The organism is Janthinobacterium amylolyticum (assembly GCF_051380655.1).
Taxonomy (GTDB): Bacteria; Pseudomonadota; Gammaproteobacteria; order Burkholderiales; family Burkholderiaceae_D; genus Janthinobacterium.
In genome coordinates this window covers 386,486-402,653 of record NZ_JBNYXL010000004.1, presented here as the reverse complement: position 1 = coordinate 402,653, position 16,168 = coordinate 386,486, and the positions used below count along the sequence as shown (strand labels likewise).

At 63.1% G+C, this 16,168-nt stretch carries 12 protein-coding genes and 4 tRNA genes; 5 read left to right on the top strand and 11 right to left on the bottom strand.

Going from position 1 to position 16,168, the window contains the following annotated elements:
- Window positions 1-11: 11 nt before the first annotated feature.
- Window positions 12-740, top strand: a complete 729-nt coding sequence (locus tag ACQ4WR_RS11115; RefSeq protein WP_102293439.1) for a LytR/AlgR family response regulator transcription factor — start codon at window positions 12-14, stop codon at window positions 738-740.
- Here ACQ4WR_RS11115 and ACQ4WR_RS11110 read toward each other — a convergent pair.
- The 3 genes from ACQ4WR_RS11110 to ACQ4WR_RS11100 form a co-directional block, all read right to left on the bottom strand.
- Window positions 729-2,990 carry an ATP-dependent DNA helicase gene (locus ACQ4WR_RS11110; protein ID WP_436487260.1) on the bottom strand — a complete coding sequence of 754 codons (2,262 nt, stop codon included), beginning with the start codon at window positions 2,988-2,990 and terminating at the stop codon, window positions 729-731. The genes ACQ4WR_RS11115 and ACQ4WR_RS11110 overlap by 12 nt on opposite strands.
- Window positions 2,987-4,639: a VRR-NUC domain-containing protein gene (locus ACQ4WR_RS11105; RefSeq protein ID WP_436487258.1), complete on the bottom strand. Its 1,653-nt coding sequence runs from the start codon at window positions 4,637-4,639 to the stop codon at window positions 2,987-2,989. Before ACQ4WR_RS11105 ends, ACQ4WR_RS11110 begins: the two co-directional genes overlap by 4 nt.
- Before the next feature lie 95 nt (window positions 4,640-4,734).
- Complete coding sequence (locus ACQ4WR_RS11100) at window positions 4,735-5,439, bottom strand: SMI1/KNR4 family protein (protein WP_436487257.1); 705 nt, start codon at window positions 5,437-5,439, stop codon at window positions 4,735-4,737.
- A 168-nt stretch (window positions 5,440-5,607) separates the two neighbouring features.
- On the opposite strand from ACQ4WR_RS11100, the gene ACQ4WR_RS11095 reads away from it, so the two are divergent.
- Complete coding sequence (locus tag ACQ4WR_RS11095; protein WP_102293423.1) at window positions 5,608-6,825, top strand: MFS transporter; 1,218 nt, start codon at window positions 5,608-5,610, stop codon at window positions 6,823-6,825.
- Window positions 6,822-7,451 carry a helix-turn-helix transcriptional regulator gene (locus tag ACQ4WR_RS11090; RefSeq protein ID WP_436487255.1) on the top strand — a complete coding sequence of 210 codons (630 nt, stop codon included), beginning with the start codon at window positions 6,822-6,824 and terminating at the stop codon, window positions 7,449-7,451. Before ACQ4WR_RS11095 ends, ACQ4WR_RS11090 begins: the two co-directional genes overlap by 4 nt.
- 55 nt (window positions 7,452-7,506) lie before the next feature.
- On the opposite strand, the gene phaP is transcribed toward ACQ4WR_RS11090, so the two are convergent.
- From phaP to ACQ4WR_RS11070, 4 genes are all read right to left on the bottom strand, one after another.
- Window positions 7,507-8,118, bottom strand: a complete 612-nt coding sequence (gene phaP / locus ACQ4WR_RS11085; protein WP_436487254.1) for a TIGR01841 family phasin — start codon at window positions 8,116-8,118, stop codon at window positions 7,507-7,509.
- 107 nt (window positions 8,119-8,225) lie between these two features.
- Complete coding sequence (locus ACQ4WR_RS11080; RefSeq protein ID WP_102293425.1) at window positions 8,226-8,420, bottom strand: hypothetical protein; 195 nt, start codon at window positions 8,418-8,420, stop codon at window positions 8,226-8,228.
- Between the two features lie 49 nt (window positions 8,421-8,469).
- The gene (locus tag ACQ4WR_RS11075) at window positions 8,470-10,701 is read right to left on the bottom strand and encodes an ATP-binding protein (RefSeq protein ID WP_436487252.1); all 2,232 of its coding nucleotides are present in this window, start codon (window positions 10,699-10,701) and stop codon (window positions 8,470-8,472) included.
- A 115-nt stretch (window positions 10,702-10,816) separates the two neighbouring features.
- Window positions 10,817-11,242: a winged helix-turn-helix transcriptional regulator gene (locus tag ACQ4WR_RS11070; RefSeq protein WP_436487251.1), complete on the bottom strand. Its 426-nt coding sequence runs from the start codon at window positions 11,240-11,242 to the stop codon at window positions 10,817-10,819.
- A gap of 116 nt (window positions 11,243-11,358) precedes the next feature.
- Between ACQ4WR_RS11070 and ACQ4WR_RS11065 the strand changes: the two genes are divergently transcribed.
- Window positions 11,359-12,210, top strand: a complete 852-nt coding sequence (locus tag ACQ4WR_RS11065) for an SDR family oxidoreductase (protein WP_436487249.1) — start codon at window positions 11,359-11,361, stop codon at window positions 12,208-12,210.
- 112 nt (window positions 12,211-12,322) lie between these two features.
- Here the strand turns inward: ACQ4WR_RS11065 and ACQ4WR_RS11060 are convergent.
- From ACQ4WR_RS11060 to ACQ4WR_RS11045, 4 genes are all read right to left on the bottom strand, one after another.
- Window positions 12,323-12,407: transfer RNA gene (locus tag ACQ4WR_RS11060), tRNA-Leu, on the bottom strand.
- Window positions 12,408-12,494: 87 nt separating this feature from the next.
- Window positions 12,495-12,579, bottom strand: a tRNA-Leu gene (locus tag ACQ4WR_RS11055).
- A gap of 72 nt (window positions 12,580-12,651) precedes the next feature.
- Window positions 12,652-12,736 (bottom strand) — tRNA-Leu (locus ACQ4WR_RS11050).
- A gap of 350 nt (window positions 12,737-13,086) precedes the next feature.
- Window positions 13,087-13,171: transfer RNA gene (locus ACQ4WR_RS11045), tRNA-Leu, on the bottom strand.
- A 420-nt stretch (window positions 13,172-13,591) separates the two neighbouring features.
- Between ACQ4WR_RS11045 and rnr the strand changes: the two genes are divergently transcribed.
- Window positions 13,592-16,165 (top strand): ribonuclease R, encoded by a 2,574-nt coding sequence (gene rnr, locus ACQ4WR_RS11040; RefSeq protein WP_436487248.1) that lies wholly within the window; start codon window positions 13,592-13,594, stop codon window positions 16,163-16,165.
- Window positions 16,166-16,168: the final 3 nt, after the last annotated feature.

The window sequence follows — 16,168 nt, the reverse complement described above, 5'->3', positions numbered from 1 at the left end:
TGCAGGCAAAAATGCGCGTAGCCATCGTCGACGATGAACTGCTGGCGCGCGGCGTGCTGCGCGAATACCTGGCGCGCCACGACGATATCGAGGTCGTGGCCGAATGCGCCAACGGCTTCGAGGCCGTCAAGGCCATCGCGGAACTGGAGCCGGAGCTGGTGTTCCTCGACATCCAGATGCCGCGCCTGGACGGCTTCGAAGTGGCGGAACTGATAGGCGCAAAGACGCGCCTGATCTTTGTCACGGCCTACGACCAGTACGCCTTGAAGGCCTTCGAATGCCATGCGCTCGATTACCTGCTGAAACCGTTCAGCGAGCAGCGCTTCGAGCAGGCGCTGGCCCATGCCCGCGCCCACCGCAGTGCGCCTGAAGCTGTGCAGGCGGCGGCGCGCGAGGCGGCCACGCGCGCCGCGCCGCTCGACCGCGTGCTGATACGCGACGGTGCCAAAGTCCACGTCATCGCCAGCGCGCGCATCGACTACATCGAAGCGCAGGACGATTACATCAGCATCCGTTCGGAAGGCAAGTCCTACCTGAAAAGCCAGCGACTGTCGGAGCTGGAAACCCAGCTCGATCCCGCCAAGTTCCTGCGCGTGCACCGGTCGTATCTGCTCAACATCGACGGCATCCGCCGCATCGAGGCGGCAACGAAAGACAGCCACGTGGCCATCCTGCGCGACGATACGAGGATACCCGTGAGCAAGGCGGGCTACCAGAAGCTCAAGGTTTTAGTTGGCTAGCTGCACATCCCACCACGTGGGCAAGAGTTGCCGGATTTCCGGGCGCGAAAAGCGGTCGTCGATCAGGTAGACGACGCCCTTGTCCGACTGCGTGCGGATGACCCGGCCGGCCGCCTGCACCACTTTCTGCATGCCCGGGTACAGATACGTGTAGTCGTAGCCGGCGCCGAAGATGTCGCCCATGCGCTGGCGGATCTGTTCGTTGACGGGGTTGATCTGCGGCAAACCGAGGGTGGCGATGAAGGCGCCGATCAGGCGCGCGCCCGGCAAGTCGATGCCTTCGCCAAACGCGCCACCGAGCACGGCAAAGCCGATGCCGCGCGTCTCCAGGCCGAAGCGCCCGAGGAACTGGCTGCGCGCAGCGTCATCCATACGGCGCGGCTGCTGCCAGAGGGGCACGTCCGGATAATGTTGGGCGAACAAGTGGGCCGTCTTTTCCATGTAGTCGAAGCTGCTGAAAAAGGCCAGGTAATTGCCCGGCGTTTCCCCGTACTGGCGCGCCATCAGCTGGGCGATGGGCAGCAGCGAGGCGGCCCGATGCTGGTAGCGCGTGGAAATATTATCGGCCACGCGCACGGACAATTGTTCCGCCTGGAACGGCGATTCCACGTCGACCCAGGCCGTGTCGGCCGGCATGCCCAGGGTATCGCTGTAGTAATTCCACGGACTCAGGGTGGCGGAAAACAGGGCCGTGCTGTGGCTGGCCGCGAAGCGTTCCTTCAGGAACGGCGCGGGGACGATGTTGCGGATGCAGACGGTGGAACCCGTCTCCGTTTTGCTGACATCGAACAGCGAATGTTCGGCGAAGCTTTCCGCCAGGCGGTTGATCAGCAGCACGTCGAAATAGAAGCGCTGCAAGTCTTCGTCCAGGGAAGTGGCGTGCTCGGCCATGTAGTCGCCGATGGCCGTGGCCACGCCTTGCAGGGCGCCAAAGAATTTCTCGGGCAAGGCCGCATGCACGTGGTAGTCGCCGTCCTGTTCTTTCAGCAAAGCCGTCCACTGGCGCGCGAGGCGGTCCAGCGGCTTTTTCAGTGCCTCGGGCGCGAACTTGCGCAGTATTTTCAGATTGATCTGCTGCAGCTCGGCCGAGTACATGCTGCGTGCGCGAGAGACCATATTGTGCGCCTCGTCGACCAGCACGTTGACCTTCCAGTCGTGGGCCAGGGTCATGCCGTACAGCATGGCGCTGAGGTCGAAATAATAGTTGTAGTCGCCGATCACGACATCGCTCCAGCGCGCCAGTTCCATGCCCAGGTAATACGGGCAGATGCCCTGCTGCAAGGCGATGGCGCGCACGGCTTCCTTGTCGAGTATCAAACCGCTGGCCAGCGCCACTTCGCGCGCCAGCGGCAAACGGTTGTAAAAACCCTTGGCCAGCGGACACGCTTCGCCGTGGCAGGCCTTGTCAGGATGCTCGCAGGCGCTGCTCTTGGCGCTCAGTTCCAGCACGCGCAAGGGCAGCAGCGGGGCGCTATCCTTCAGGATGGCGCAGGCGTCGAGCGCCATCTGGCGGCCCGGAACCTTGGCGGCCAGGAAAAACAGTTTATCCAGGCCATGCGCGGCCGTCGCTTTCAGCATCGGGAACAGGCTGCCCACCGTCTTGCCGATACCGGTCGGCGCCTGCGCCAGCAAGCCGCAGCCACGGCTGCTGGCCTTGTACATGGCCTCGGCCAGCTGGCGCTGTCCCGGGCGAAAGTGCGCATGGGGGAAGGCCATGCTGGTGAGCTGCGCGTCGCGGCTGGCGCGGTGCGCCATTTCCTGTTCGGCCCAGTCGAGGAACAGCGCGCAATGCTGCTCGAAGAAGGTACGCAGCGCCCCGGCCGTGCATTCCTCGTGCATGAGCGTTTCCTTCTGGCTCGCGATATCGAAATACACGAGCGCCACGCGCAGCATGGGCAGGTTCAGCTGCTGGCACAGCAAGTGGCCATAGATGCGCGCCTGCGCCCAGTGCAGCTGGCGGTGGTTGGCAGGCATGGCGTCCAGGTCGCCCCGGTATGTCTTGATTTCTTCCAGCTGGCGCCGCGCCGGGTCGTAGCCATCGGCGCGGCCCCGCACGTGCAAGGGTCCGAAGTTGCCGGACAGGCTGATTTCGCGCTGGTAATCATCGTCGCGTCGGCCCGTGACGGTGGCGTGGCCCGCCATGCCTTCCTGCGCCGTGGGCGAAGGCGTGAAGCGCAAGTCCAGGTCGCCCACCTTGGCCGTAAACTCGCACAGGGCGCGCACGGCGATCGTGTACGTGTTGCCGCTCATGCCGCCGCCTGCCATTGCAGGTAGCACACGCTGACGGGCATGGCGTGCCGGGCGCAATAGGCGATCCAGCGCAGCTGGTTGTCTTGCAGGCGGTCGCCCGGCCCCTTGACTTCGATCATGCGGTAGCGCTGCTCCTGCGGCCAGAACTGGATCAGGTCGGGGAAGCCGCTGCGGTTGCTTTTGATGTCGAGCAAGATGCGTTCAAACGCTTTTTTCAGGTGCGCGGCCGGGATGCAGGCCAGCGCCAGGTCCAGCAAGCCATCGCCCAGCACCTCCCAGCTGACGAAGGGCGAGGCGATGCCATGCTTGGCGGCCAGGGTGGCGCGGATGCTTGCCTGGTAGCTGCCGTCGTCCAGCCGCGCCAGGCAGGCGGAAAAATCGCCGCTGCGGCGCAGGTAAAAGTCGGCGCTGTGCAAGTCGGCGGGGCCACGGTGGAACGGGTGGAAGAAGGCACCGGGGATGGCCTTGAAGATGGCGGGCCAGCACAGCAGGCCGAACAGCGAATTGATCAAGGTGTTTTCCACGTAATACACGGGCGCCTCGTCGTGGCTCAGGTACTGCCTCACGACGCCTTCCACATAGCAGGCCTGTTCCGGATGCGGCAGCAGCAGGTCGATGCGTTCCACGCTTGCCGCCGCGCTGGCCGCCTGCTTGGCATGGCCCAGCTTGCGTCGCAGACGGGGCGCCATGCGCAGCAGCAATTGCTGTTCCGCCTCGCTTTCCGGCGCCGCCAGGGCGATGGTCAGCCTGTCGTAGGCCGCTTGCGGCTGCTCATCTTTTTCCAGCACGCGGATGGCGCGGCCGCGCGCGCCCGGATAGCGGCAGTCGGCATAGGCGCGGTAGGCGGCGGGCCAGTCCTGGCATTTTTCCAGGTGCTGGGCGATCTGGAAGGTCAGCTTGTCGCGCCGGCTGGCCAGCCAGGTATTCTCGGGCGGCAAAGGCAGCGCGGCCAGTTCCCGCAACACTTCGTCGGCCGGCGCGCTGTCGTTGTAGCGTTCGCGGCACTGGTGCAGCACTTCATAGTGCTCGATATCCTGGCGCGTGCGAAAACCGCGCGACTGCGGCGAGAATTCCACTTTTTCGTATTGGTACACGCCCAGGTCTGACAGCACGAATTCCGACCAGTCCTGGTGATAGTTGCCAAAGTAAATCAGGCGCAGGCGGTCGCACAGGGGCTGCATGCCGATGCGGTACAGCACGTCGGTGCAGGCCGGATACCACGCGGAGAACGCTTGATCGTCCGCATGCTGTTCGCGCAATGCCTCCAGCTGCTCGGCCTTGCGCGCCACCCTCAAGGGCGCGGCGAGGTCGAAGGCCTGGGCGATTTCCGCCTTCAGCAGCAGGTCGAACAGTTCTTCGAGCGAGATGACGGGATCGGCCACCACCCAGCCCGTCGCCAGCAGGGGCAGGGCGGCGGCGCGCGTGTCGCCGATTTCAGGGTAATTGAGTTTGCTGGCGCGAAACAAACAGCCCTTGCGCATGACGAGGCGCACGAACAGGGCGCGCGAGGGCAGCGGCAATGCGCCGAACTGGGCGATGAATTGCGTTTCTTCAACGCTCAGCAGGTCGGCATAGCGTGTGGCTATCCAGCTCAGCACATCCTGGAAATTGTCCAGATAGTACAGGGGATTTTCCAGGACTCTCAGCATGGGAATATCAATAGGGCAAGATGCAAGGTGACGGGTTTTACTGTGTTTATATACAGTTTAAACCTTCATCCGCCGCTTGCCCAGCGATTTTGTGTTCAGCCAGCCGCGCCGTAGGCAAAACAGTCGTCGTATTTATCGTAGGCAATCAGTTCCGCGCGCAGGCTGGCCAGTTCCATATCGGTCAGCAAGCCCCGGTGCGCTTCCGTGCGTCCTTTCGGCAGCGCCACGTCGTAATCGATGATGTCCCTGGCCAGCAGCGCCTGCAGCACTTCCGCCTGACGTGCCGTCAGGTAGCGCGCATGCGTGCCCATGGTTTTTTCCAGCTGTTCCCTGAATTCCTCGTCGCTGACTTCGTTGTACGTGTCCTGATCCGCCATGCTTTGGAGCAGCATCAGGAACAGGAAGTCGGCCAGGTTGCGCGCCAGGTGCTGCGCTTCCTCCTGGTCGTGCCACAGCAGCACGACGGGCAGGTCGCCGCCTTGCTGGCCGGAAGCGAAAAAGCAGTAGTGGTCGCCCGCGCCCGTCTGCGCGAACGGAATGAAGCGCAAGGCAGGATCGATCTGCCGGTAATCGTCGGGATCGGCAAGCTCGTCGAGAGCCTGCGCGACAGCCGTGACGCTCAGCAACTCGAAATCGTCGGCGTGCAGCAGCAGGGTGGAGCGATCCTTCAAGGTGGGGTAGACCTGCTGGTACCAGGCGGGCCCGTACTCGCCCACGTTCAGCATGCCGTCGTGTTCAAGCTGCTTGTAGAGTGGCGGATAAGTGAAGCCGTAGTGTCGTTCGATGTCGGACAAGGTCATGAGGTGTCTGGTGTCGTGGCAATGCCGCGCACTGTAGCACGGGGCTTTGACCGTGGGCGCGACGCTTGCCACGGTGTGGCATCAATTAATAAACAATTTAGTTTACTTATCTAATGGCCCCGGCTATTCTTGCCATACCAATATAATCAAGACACCCGCTGAGGCTGCATGAAAAATATCATCCTGATTTCCGCCGCCTGTTTGCTGGCGCTGCTGTCGACCATCGGCGCGTCCCTGCCTTACCCGATCCTGCCGCCGCTGTTCGCGGCCGAGGCGCCGAATGCCTTCAATAATTTCCTCGGCTTGCCCTCCAAGCTGCTGTTCGGCCTGGCGCTGACCATCAATCCGCTGGGCCTGCTGATCGGTTCGGCCTTGCTTGGTCCCCTGTCCGACCGCTATGGCCGCCGTCCGCTGCTGATGCGCACGGCCGTGGGCGCCGCCATCGGCCACGCCATCACGGCCTGGGCGCTGGTGATCCAGTCCTATCCCTTGTTCATCGTCGCCCGTTTCATTACCGGTTTGCTGGAAGGAAATGGCGCCGTGGCGCGCGCCATGCTGGCCGACCAGCTGACGGGAGCGCTGCGCCTGCGTGCCATGTCGTGGCTGAACGGCGCGTTTTACCTGGGCTGGCTGGTGGGGCCGATCCTCGCGGGCGCCACCCTGGTATGGGGCGTGACGGTGCCGTTCTGGATCGCCGCCGCCGCGCTGATGCTGGTCGCCGTGCTGGTGGCCGCAGGCTTGCCGCGCGAAACGCCATCGTTGCTGACGACCTCGTGGTGGCAGGTGGCGCGCGACCAGCATTCGCTGAACCTGCTGCGCCACGACGAGCTGCGCACCCTGTTCATCGTGCAGCTGGCGCTCACTTGCGGCGTGGCCAGCTTTTACGAATTCTATCCGCTGTGGCTGGTCGAGACGGCCAACTACAATGCGCAGGCGATTGCCTGGGTGAATGTGGGCCTGTGCGGCACCATGACCATCACTTCGCTGCTGGCGGGCGGACCCAGCCGCCATGCGCCCTTGCTGCGCGCCTGCTGGTATGCCTGCGGCGTGGCGCTGGCCGTGGGCGTGCTGGCCATGGGCAATATCTGGGTGGGCATCGCCGCCATCGTTCTGTTCGGCATTCCGAACGCGCTGTACAACACGGTGATCCAGGGCTGGTGCGCCGAGCGCTTCAGCGCGCACGGTCAGGGTGCCGTGATGGGCTTGCTGGCCACCACCTTTTGCATCGCCAACATCGTCGTCGCCCTGAGCGGCTCCGTGCTGACCCTGATCGACACGCGCTTGATCCTCATCGCCGGCGCCTGTTCTGCCGCCTGGGCCGCCTGGCGCATGGCGGCCTGGCGGCGCCAGCTGGACGGCGCCGTTGACGCGAAGGCGGTGGCATGAACGCCAGCACGTCGGAGCAGACGCTGTTCCTGCTGAAGATGCGCGGGCCGCAGACGGCGCAGCAGCTGGCGGCCTTGCTCGATATCACGTCCATGGGCGCGCGGCGCCAGCTGGAGGCGGCGCACGAGCGTGGCCTGGTGGCTTTCGAGGACGTGGCCGACAAGGTGGGGCGCCCGTCGCGGCGCTGGCGGCTGACGCAGGCGGGCCATGCGCGCTTTCCCGACCGGCATGCCGACCTGACCCTGGAATTGATCGCGCAAGTGAAAACCCTGTTCGGCGACGAAGGACTCGATAAACTGATCGGCGCGCGCGAACGCAGCAGCGAAGCTGCCTACGGCAAGCTGGTCGACCCTCGGCTTGACTTGGTACAACGGGTGGACAGCCTGGCGCGGGCGCGCGATGGCGAAGGCTACATGGCCCATGCCGAGCCGCAGGACGATGGCAGTGTCTTGCTGGTGGAAAACCATTGCCCGATCTGCGCGGCGGCCACGGCGTGCCAGAATTTTTGCCGCTCGGAGCTGGCCATCTTTCAACGCGTGCTGGGCGACGATTGCACGGTGGAGCGCAGCGAATATCTGCTGGAGGGCGGAAGGCGCTGCGTGTACCGGATTTTGCCGGTGAGATGAACCCCAGCAAAGGCTGGGGTCAGACCCGGCGGATCTGACCCCACATTGAGTCACCTTATTTTTTCGCTGCCTTCGGCTTGGCCGCAGGCGCTGCCTTTTCAGGTGCAGTGCTGGCGCCGCTCGTGGCTTTTTCCGTGGCCTGCGCCACTTGCGCGCTGGCCTTGGCGATCTGCTCTTCCACCGTTTTCACGGCCTGTTTCGTGGCCTTGGTCACTTGCTCGTAGCCGAGGAAGGCGTTGTCGATGGCGGCCTTGACGATGGCGACGGCGTTTTCCGAGCCGGGCGGCACGTTTTTCGTGACGTCGTAGATCAGGGCGCTCAAGTTGCTTTTCGCTTCAGCCACATGGGCTTCGGCGGCCGTGGTGAATTCCGTGTGGATTTCCTTGATGATGTCGTCGAGCTGCTGCTTGTACGCTTTCGCGCCGGCCACGCCCGGTTGCAGCTGGGCGGCAGCGGCGGCCATGGCGGCCTTCGGATCCTTGGCCTGGCTGATTTCCTTGCTGGCGGCAAGGCCATCCTCGATGCCGCTCTTGGCGGTGGCCATGTTCAATGCCAGCACCTGTTCCACGCCTTGCACGGCCTTGGTGGTGAGGGTGTTGAAGGTCATCAGCTGGAATTCAAACAGGGCCTTGGTGGCCGATGCGAATTGTTCCGGATTCGTAAACATGTGGTCTCCTCGGTTTGAATAGATACGTTCTTATCGTTCCATACTCTTTCGATGCCGCATTGCCATCGCTTGATCTCAAGCCGGTTCCCCGTGTGGTCATGGCCCCATTATTTAGCAAGCGCCGGTTTTTCGCAACGGCTATCTTTGTACGGTCCCGAGGCCAGTTCCCAGCCAAATCCCAGGGTGGACTGGGCGCACGACAGGGTGCCGTCGACCTTGCTGCGCCATTTGTACCAGGGGGCCGGTTCGGCCCAGGCGCCGGCGCACATGGCCAGCAGGACCGTGGCGAGCAGGTATTTCATGGTCTTGCTCCATCAGAATGCGATGGCGACATTGTAGCGCGCCTGTGCCTCAGGCGGCACCCGACTGGGGCGCGGCGACGGGCAGCAGCAAGGTGAAGGTGGTGCCGGCGGGACTGCTGCTGGCGTCGATATGGCCGCCCAGCACGCCCGTGACGATATTGTGCGCCACGTGCAGGCCCAGGCCCGAGCCGCCCGAGCCGAGCTTGGTCGTGAAGAAGGGGTCGTAGATATGCGTGAGGTCGTCGGCGGCAATGCCCACGCCCGTGTCGGCGATGGACAGGCGGATGTTCCGGCCATCGTCGCTGCCGCGCGCGGTGATGGCGATGCTGCCGCCGCTGCGTCCTTCGAACGCGTGGCGCAAGCAGTTTTCCAGCAGGTTGCTGAGCACCTGGCCCAGCGGGCCGGGATAGCTGTCCATGGCCAGTTCGTCCGGCACATCCTGCGTCAGGCTCACGCCGGCCGCCTTGAGCGGAGTGGACATGGGCAGCATCAGTTCTGCCACGAACTGGCGCAGCAGGAAGTGGCGCCGCTGCGAGCTAGCGCGGTCGACGGCGATCTGCTTGAAGCTGGACACCAGGTCGGCCGCGCGCTGCAGGTTGCGCAGCATGATGGCGTCCGCCTCGCTGGCCTGGGTCAGATAGGTTTCCAGCTCGGAACGGCGCAAGCCGTCGAGGAAGCTGGCCTGGATCTCGCGCGTGCGCTCGGCCATGGTGGTGGCCACCACCAGGCCGTTGCCGATCGGCGTATTGAGTTCATGCGCGATGCCCGCCACCAGCGCGCCCAGGGCGGCCAGCTTGTCGCGCCGCACCAGTTCCTCTTGCGTGATGGACAGGTTTTCCAGCGCCGCGGCCAATTCGCGGTTCGCCTGTTCCGATTGTTCCTTGGCCTGCGTCAGGGCGGCCGTGCGTTCGTCCACCAGTTCTTCCAGGTGGGTGCGGTGGCGCTGCAGTTCGCGTTCATGGCGCATGCGGCCGATCGCGATGCCGGCCAGGTCGGTGGCCGTGTCGATCAGGCCCAGGTCGTGCGCATCAGGGCTGCGCACGTCGCGGTAATACATGGCAAACGAGCCCAGCACGGCGCCATCCTGGCCGAAGATGGGGCGCGACCAGCAGGCGCGCAAGCCGAACGGCGCGGCCAACTCGCGGTAGGGCGCCCACAGCGGATCGTGCATGATATCGCTGACCACCACGGCTTCGCGCCGGAACATGGCCGTGCCGCAGGAGCCCACGCCGGGACCGATGGCCACGCCTTCGAGCAGGGCCATGTAGGCGGGCGGCAGGCTGGGACCGGCCGCGCTGTGCATGTGGATGCCGTCATCGTCGAGCAGCATGATGGAACACAACACGCCACGCGCCTGGCCCTCGATCAGCAGCAGCAGATGGTTCAGGGTGGGAATCAGGGGCGCGCCCTTGGCGACCATTTCCAGCAGCGCGCTCTGGCCCGCACGCATGGCTTCGGCCAGGATGCGCTCCGTCAAGTCGATGATGCGCGCATGCACCAGCTGGCGGCCCGGCACGGACAAACGCATCAGCCGGATTTCGCAGGCGATCGGGTGGCTGTCGCGATGGCAGCAGGTGGCGCGGAAGACGACGATCCTGCCTTGCAGGGTGGCGCGTATTTTCTCTTCCAGCAGTTGCGGCGAGGCGCGGCCATCGTCCTGTGTCCTGGGAAACAGCCGTTCCATGCCGCCTTGCAGCAGGTCGGCCAGCGGCATGCCGAACAGGCTTTCCGCCAGGTGGTTGGCGTCGATCAGCAGCTTGTTGTCGATGTCGAACAGCAGGACGGCGTCGGGCGAGCCGGCCAGGATGGAGTGGTAATTGACTTCCAGCGTTTGCGGATGCAAGGGGCGCGGCGCCGTGGCCGCATGCGGCACGGGCGCGTCGGCCTTGTGCAGCGCCAGTTCCATGAGGATTTTTTCCGCCACGTCGCGCGCATTGAAGGGCATCTTGATGTAGTCGGAGGCGCCGGCGCCCACGCTGCGGCCCTGTTCCTCGGCGCTGGGGGTGGCCGACATCAGCAGCAGCGGCACGCCATGGCGCCCGCCCGCATTGCGCAGGCGCATGCAGGCCGCGCCGATATTCGTGCCGGCCAGGGCCGCGTCGAGCAGGATCAGGTCCGTGCCGCCCGCCGCCAGTTCCACGCCCTCGTCGACATCGCCCGCCAGTCCCGTGCCCAGGTTATGCCGGTCCAGCACATACAGCAGTTCGCGCACATCGTTTGGCGAATTGCTGACCAGCAGCACATTGGCCCGGTCGGCGATGTTGGAAATCAACTGATTCATGGTGTCGCGCCCTTACGCGGTTCATGGGGCTAGTATTACATCAAGGCAAGTAGGAGTAAACGATAATTCTTGATGGCCAAAAGCAATGCAATTGGCCGCCCGGCGCAGGCCTTCATCAGGCGGCGTTTTTCGCCGCCGCCGCTGCCAGGCCGGCGCGCGCCTGTTCGATGCGCGCATAATTATCCTCGATCCAGTCGACCAGCACGGCCAGCCGTTCGGCCGCCTCGCGTCCCATCGGCGTCAGGCTGTACTCCACTTTCGGCGGGATCACCATATAGGCCTGGCGCAGCACGAAGCCGTCGCCGGCCAGCGCTTCCAGGGTTTGCGCCAGCATTTTTTCACTGACCCCGCCCACTTCGCGGCGCAGTTCGCTGAAGCGGCGGGTGCCGCTCAGCAGCAGAACCAGTACCAGCACGGCCCAGCGGCTGGTCAGGTGGCTGAGCACGACCCGCGACGGGCAGGCGGCCGCCAGCAGGTGCGCGTCCTGGTTCTGGCGGGCGAGGGCGGCGCGCAGGCTGGCGCCGGGAGTGTCTGTGGACATGATAGTTGGCCTTGTTAATTAAAATTTTACTTATACTTACCAAAAGGTACGTACTTACAATAAGTAAGTAATAGTCCTATTATAGGGTTTTACCACCCACGTACCAAGGAGAAATCATGATCGTCATCACCGGCGCCACAGGCAATCTGGGCCAGCACGTCATCGCCAGCCTGCTCGCATCCGTTCCCGCAGGCCACATCATCGCCGCCGTGCGCAACCCGGCCAAGGCTGCCGACCAGGCCGCCAAGGGCGTGCAAGTGCGCCAGGCCGATTACAACGATGGCGCCAGCCTCGACGCGGCTTTCCAGGGCGCGACGAAAATCCTGCTGATCTCGTCAAGCGAAGTGGGCCAGCGCGCGCAGCAGCACCAGAACGTCATCGATGCGGCCAAGCGCGCCGGCGTATCCCTGCTGGCTTATACCAGCGTCTTGCGCGCCGACACCTCGCCGCTGGGCCTGGCCGCCGAGCACGTGATCACGGAAGCGGCCATCCGCGCATCAAGCCTGCCTTACAGTTTCTTGCGCAACGGCTGGTACCTGGAAAACCATACGGAACACCTGGCGCCCGTGCTCGAGCATGGCGTCGTGCTGGGCGCGGCGCAGGATGGGCGTTTCTCGTCGGCCGCGCGCGCCGATTACGCGGCCGCGGCCGCTGCCGTGCTGACGGCGGCCCAGCCGCAAGCCATTTATGAACTGGCGGGCGACCAGGGCTTCACCCTGGCGCAATATGCGGCCGAAGTGGCGCGCCAGTCGGGCAAGCCGATTGTGTATAAAGACTTGCCGCAGGCGGACTTCAAGGCAGCGCTGGTAAGCGTGGGCGTGCCGGAAGGCTTTGCCGATCTGCTGGCCGATTCCGATGCGGGCGCGGCCAAGGGCGGCCTGGAAGACCATGGCAAGCAGTTGAGCGCGCTGATTGGCCGTCCGACGACGACCCTGTTTGACGCCGTGAAGGCGGCGCTGGCGAAATAAGGGGAGGGGATGCCGCAGGCGGAAAGCTGCGCGGCATTGTTGACGTTTGCAACCGGGAATGAAAAAAGCCGCAAACTCGTGAAAGTTTGCGGCTTTTTTGCGAATTTGGTAATGGTGCCCACGAAGGGACTCGAACCCCTACACCCGAAGGCACATGGACCTGAACCATGCGCGTCTACCAATTCCGCCACGTGGGCACTGATGCTGCTTGCTGCTGCTTGTTGCTATGTCTCACTACTATACTGCTGTACTGCGGATTACAACGATCGACAACTCGTTGCTGGTGGTGCCCACGAAGGGACTCGAACCCCTACACCCGAAGGCACATGGACCTGAACCATGCGCGTCTACCAATTCCGCCACGTGGGCATTGTGCTGCTAACTGCTGTGCTACCTTACTACTTTTTACTGCGGACAACAACGAAAACGACTCGTTGCTGGTGGTGCCCACGAAGGGACTCGAACCCCTACACCCGAAGGCACATGGACCTGAACCATGCGCGTCTACCAATTCCGCCACGTGGGCATTGTTACTGCTTGCTGCTTGTCGCTGCATGTTCTGCAGCGAGGACAAAATCATAAGGGCTGGCGCGCATTCGGTCAATCAACATTTCGCACTTTTCTTCAAGAAACATGGTTTTTCTTTCAAAAAGGGCTTTTCCCTATGAGAAAAGGGTAGATTTGCCTCTTTTTTCAGCGCTTTTGCCGATGCATGCGGGGCGCTTGCATCAGGCGCGGGCGAAAAGCTGTGGCGCTGCGCGCAGAGTGCGCAAGCCGCGAATGGCGGGAGTGCTGGCGAAGGGAGGGGAGAATGCTGCGGAAATGAAAAAAGCCGCAAACTCGTGAAAGTTTGCGGCTCTTTTGCGAATTAGGTAATGGTGCCCACGAAGGGACTCGAACCCCTACACCCGAAGGCACATGGACCTGAACCATGCGCGTCTACCAATTCCGCCACGTGGGCACTGATGCTGCTTATTGCTGATGCCTTCTTACTTTTTACTGCTCGAGTATTTGTTGCAAAACAACTTACTGCAACAATTCTGCTATTATAGCGGCTTGAAGAGTTTTGCGCCAGATGAGCTTTCGCTCCATACTGCACATCAACCCTGTACCGCTTTCCTGCAACTGCATTCCCGTGAAGGTTTGTCGCTGCAAGAGACCGAGATTATAGAGCAATATTTGCCGAAGTCAAATGCATTGCGCAGCTTTTCTCCTTTTTTTCATCGGCGGGGTACTTGTACTGTTTCCGATACGCTGTCCGTTAGGTAAACCTAGGCGTCGTCCGGTACACTACCGGACATCACCGTGTCAATATTGACGGTGATGTCATCGGTCTTTGTTCTCCGTTTGATCACTGTCAATAACAACTATAGAAATACTTTTGAGCCAAAATACCCACACCATTCCCAGCCGGGAGGACATTCTCGGCATTTTCCGCAGCGTCAACGCGCCTCTCGATCCGCAAACACTCGGGAAAACGCTGCAAGTGCATGCCGATTCCATGGATGTGCTCGTTCGTCGCCTGAAGGCGATGGAGCGCGACGGCCAGCTCAAGTCGGATGCCAGCGGTGTTTTCTCGCTGGCCGACCAGAGCGCGCTCGTCGCCGGCCGCGTCACCAGTCACCGCGATGGATTCGGCTTCGTCATTCCTGACGACGCCAGCGCCGACCTGTTCCTGCCTGAGAAAGAAATGCAGAAAGTGCTGCATGGCGACAAGGTCATGGCCCGCATCGTCGGCACGGACCGCCGTGGCCGCCCGGAAGGCACGATCGTGGAAGTCACGCAGCGCGCCAATACCCACGTCATCGGCCGCCTGATCCAGGAAAACGGCAACTGGGTGGTGGCGCCGGAAGACCAGCGCATCGGCCAGGACATTTTAGTTACCGGTTCGGTGGGCAAGGCGAAAGCCGGCCAGATCGTCAGCGTCGAGCTGACCGAGCAGCCCATGCGCTTCAAGCAGCCTGTCGGCAAGATCGTCGAAGTGCTCGGTGCGCTCGATGATCCCGGCATGGAAATCGAAATTGCCGTGCGTAAATTCAACGTGCCGCACATCTTTTCCGCCGCCGCCTTGAAGCAAGCTGAAAAACTGCCGTTCGAAGTGCGTGCCGCCGACCTGAAAGACCGTGTCGACCTGCGCGACGTGCCGCTCGTCACCATTGACGGTGAAGATGCGCGCGACTTCGACGATGCCGTGTATTGCGAACCCGTCAAGGTGGGCCGCGCCAACTGCTTCCGCCTGATCGTCGCCATTGCCGACGTCAGCCATTACGTGAAGCCGAACGACGCGCTCGATACCGATGCGCTCGAACGCAGCACCTCCGTGTATTTCCCGCGCCGCGTGATCCCGATGCTGCCGGAGAAACTGTCGAATGGCCTGTGTTCGCTGAACCCTGCCGTCGACCGTTTGACCCTCGTCTGCGACGCCGTCGTCAGCGACAAGGGCGAACTGAAGGCTTACCAGTTCTACCCGGCCGTCATCCATTCGGCCGCGCGCCTGACGTATGACGAAGTCGCCGCCGTGCTGGGCAACACCAAGGGACCAGAGGCGGCACGCCGCGCGGACATCCTGCCGCACCTGCAGAACCTGGAAGCCGTCTACCGCGCCTTGCTGAAAGCGCGCATGGAGCGTGGCGCCATCGACTTCGAGACGACGGAAACGTATATCGTCTGTAATAGCGCCGGCAAGATCGAGAAGATCGTTCCCCGCACGCGCAACGAAGCGCACAAGATCATCGAAGAGTGCATGCTGGCGGCCAACGTTTGCGCCGCCGATTTGCTGCTGCGTAACAAGCACCCGGGCACCTACCGCATCCACGCCAGCCCGACCAAGGAAAAGCTCACGCAAGTGCGCACCTTCCTGAAACAGGTTGGCCTGAACCTGACGGGCGGCGATACGCCATCGGCCTCCGATTACCAGACCCTGATGCAGCAGATCAAGCAGCGTCCCGATGCGGCCCTGCTGCAAACGATGCTGCTGCGCTCGATGCAGCAAGCCGTCTACAGCCCGGACAATATCGGCCACTTCGGCCTGGCGTACGAGGCATATGCCCACTTCACCAGCCCGATCCGCCGCTATCCCGACCTGCTGACGCACCGCGCCATCAAGGCCATCTTGCAAGGCAAGAAATACGAGCCGAAACTGTCCGACAAGGTTGTGCTGAACACCAATGTGTCGAACGCCACGCGCAAGCAGCAGGCGAAGGACAAGGCCGACGGCAAGCCGAAGAAAACCGACCTGACGATCTGGGACGCGCTGGGCGTGCACTGCTCGGCAAACGAGCGCCGCGCCGACGAAGCGTCGCGCGACGTCGAAGCCTGGCTGAAGTGCTACTTCATGCAGGACAAGCTGGGCGAAGAGTTTACCGGCACGATCACCGGCGTGACCACCTTCGGCGTGTTCGTGCAGCTCGACACCCTGTTTGTTGAAGGCCTGGTGCACGTCACCGAGCTGGGCACCGACTACTTCCAGTACGACGATGCGCGCCATGAACTGCGCGGCGAACGCACGGGCAAGCGCTACCAGCTGACCGACCGTCTGACGGTGCAAGTGGCACGTGTCGACCTGGAAACGCGCAAGATCGACCTGCGCCTGGTGACCGATGCGGAACTGGCGGGCGAAGACGCGCCGGCCAAGTCCAACGGCAGCGGCAAGCGCAAGGGCGAAAAGAAATCCATGGTCAAGCCTGGTCCAGCGACCGAGCAGCGTCATGAGATCAAGAGCGGCGGCAAGGGCGGCGGCAAGCCATCCAGCAAGCCGGCGGCCGCCAGGCCGGTAGCCGCCCCCGTAGCCAATGTGGCAAGCAAGGCGGCACCCAAGGCAGCCTCGAAGCCGGCAGCCAAGGCGGCAGCCCCGAAGGCCGCGCCGAAGCGCAGCAAAACCCCAGCCGCGGCGCCCGCTGCGGCGGCACCACGAGCAGCAAAAACTGTATCAAAGACAAGCAAGAAGAAGCGATAACAA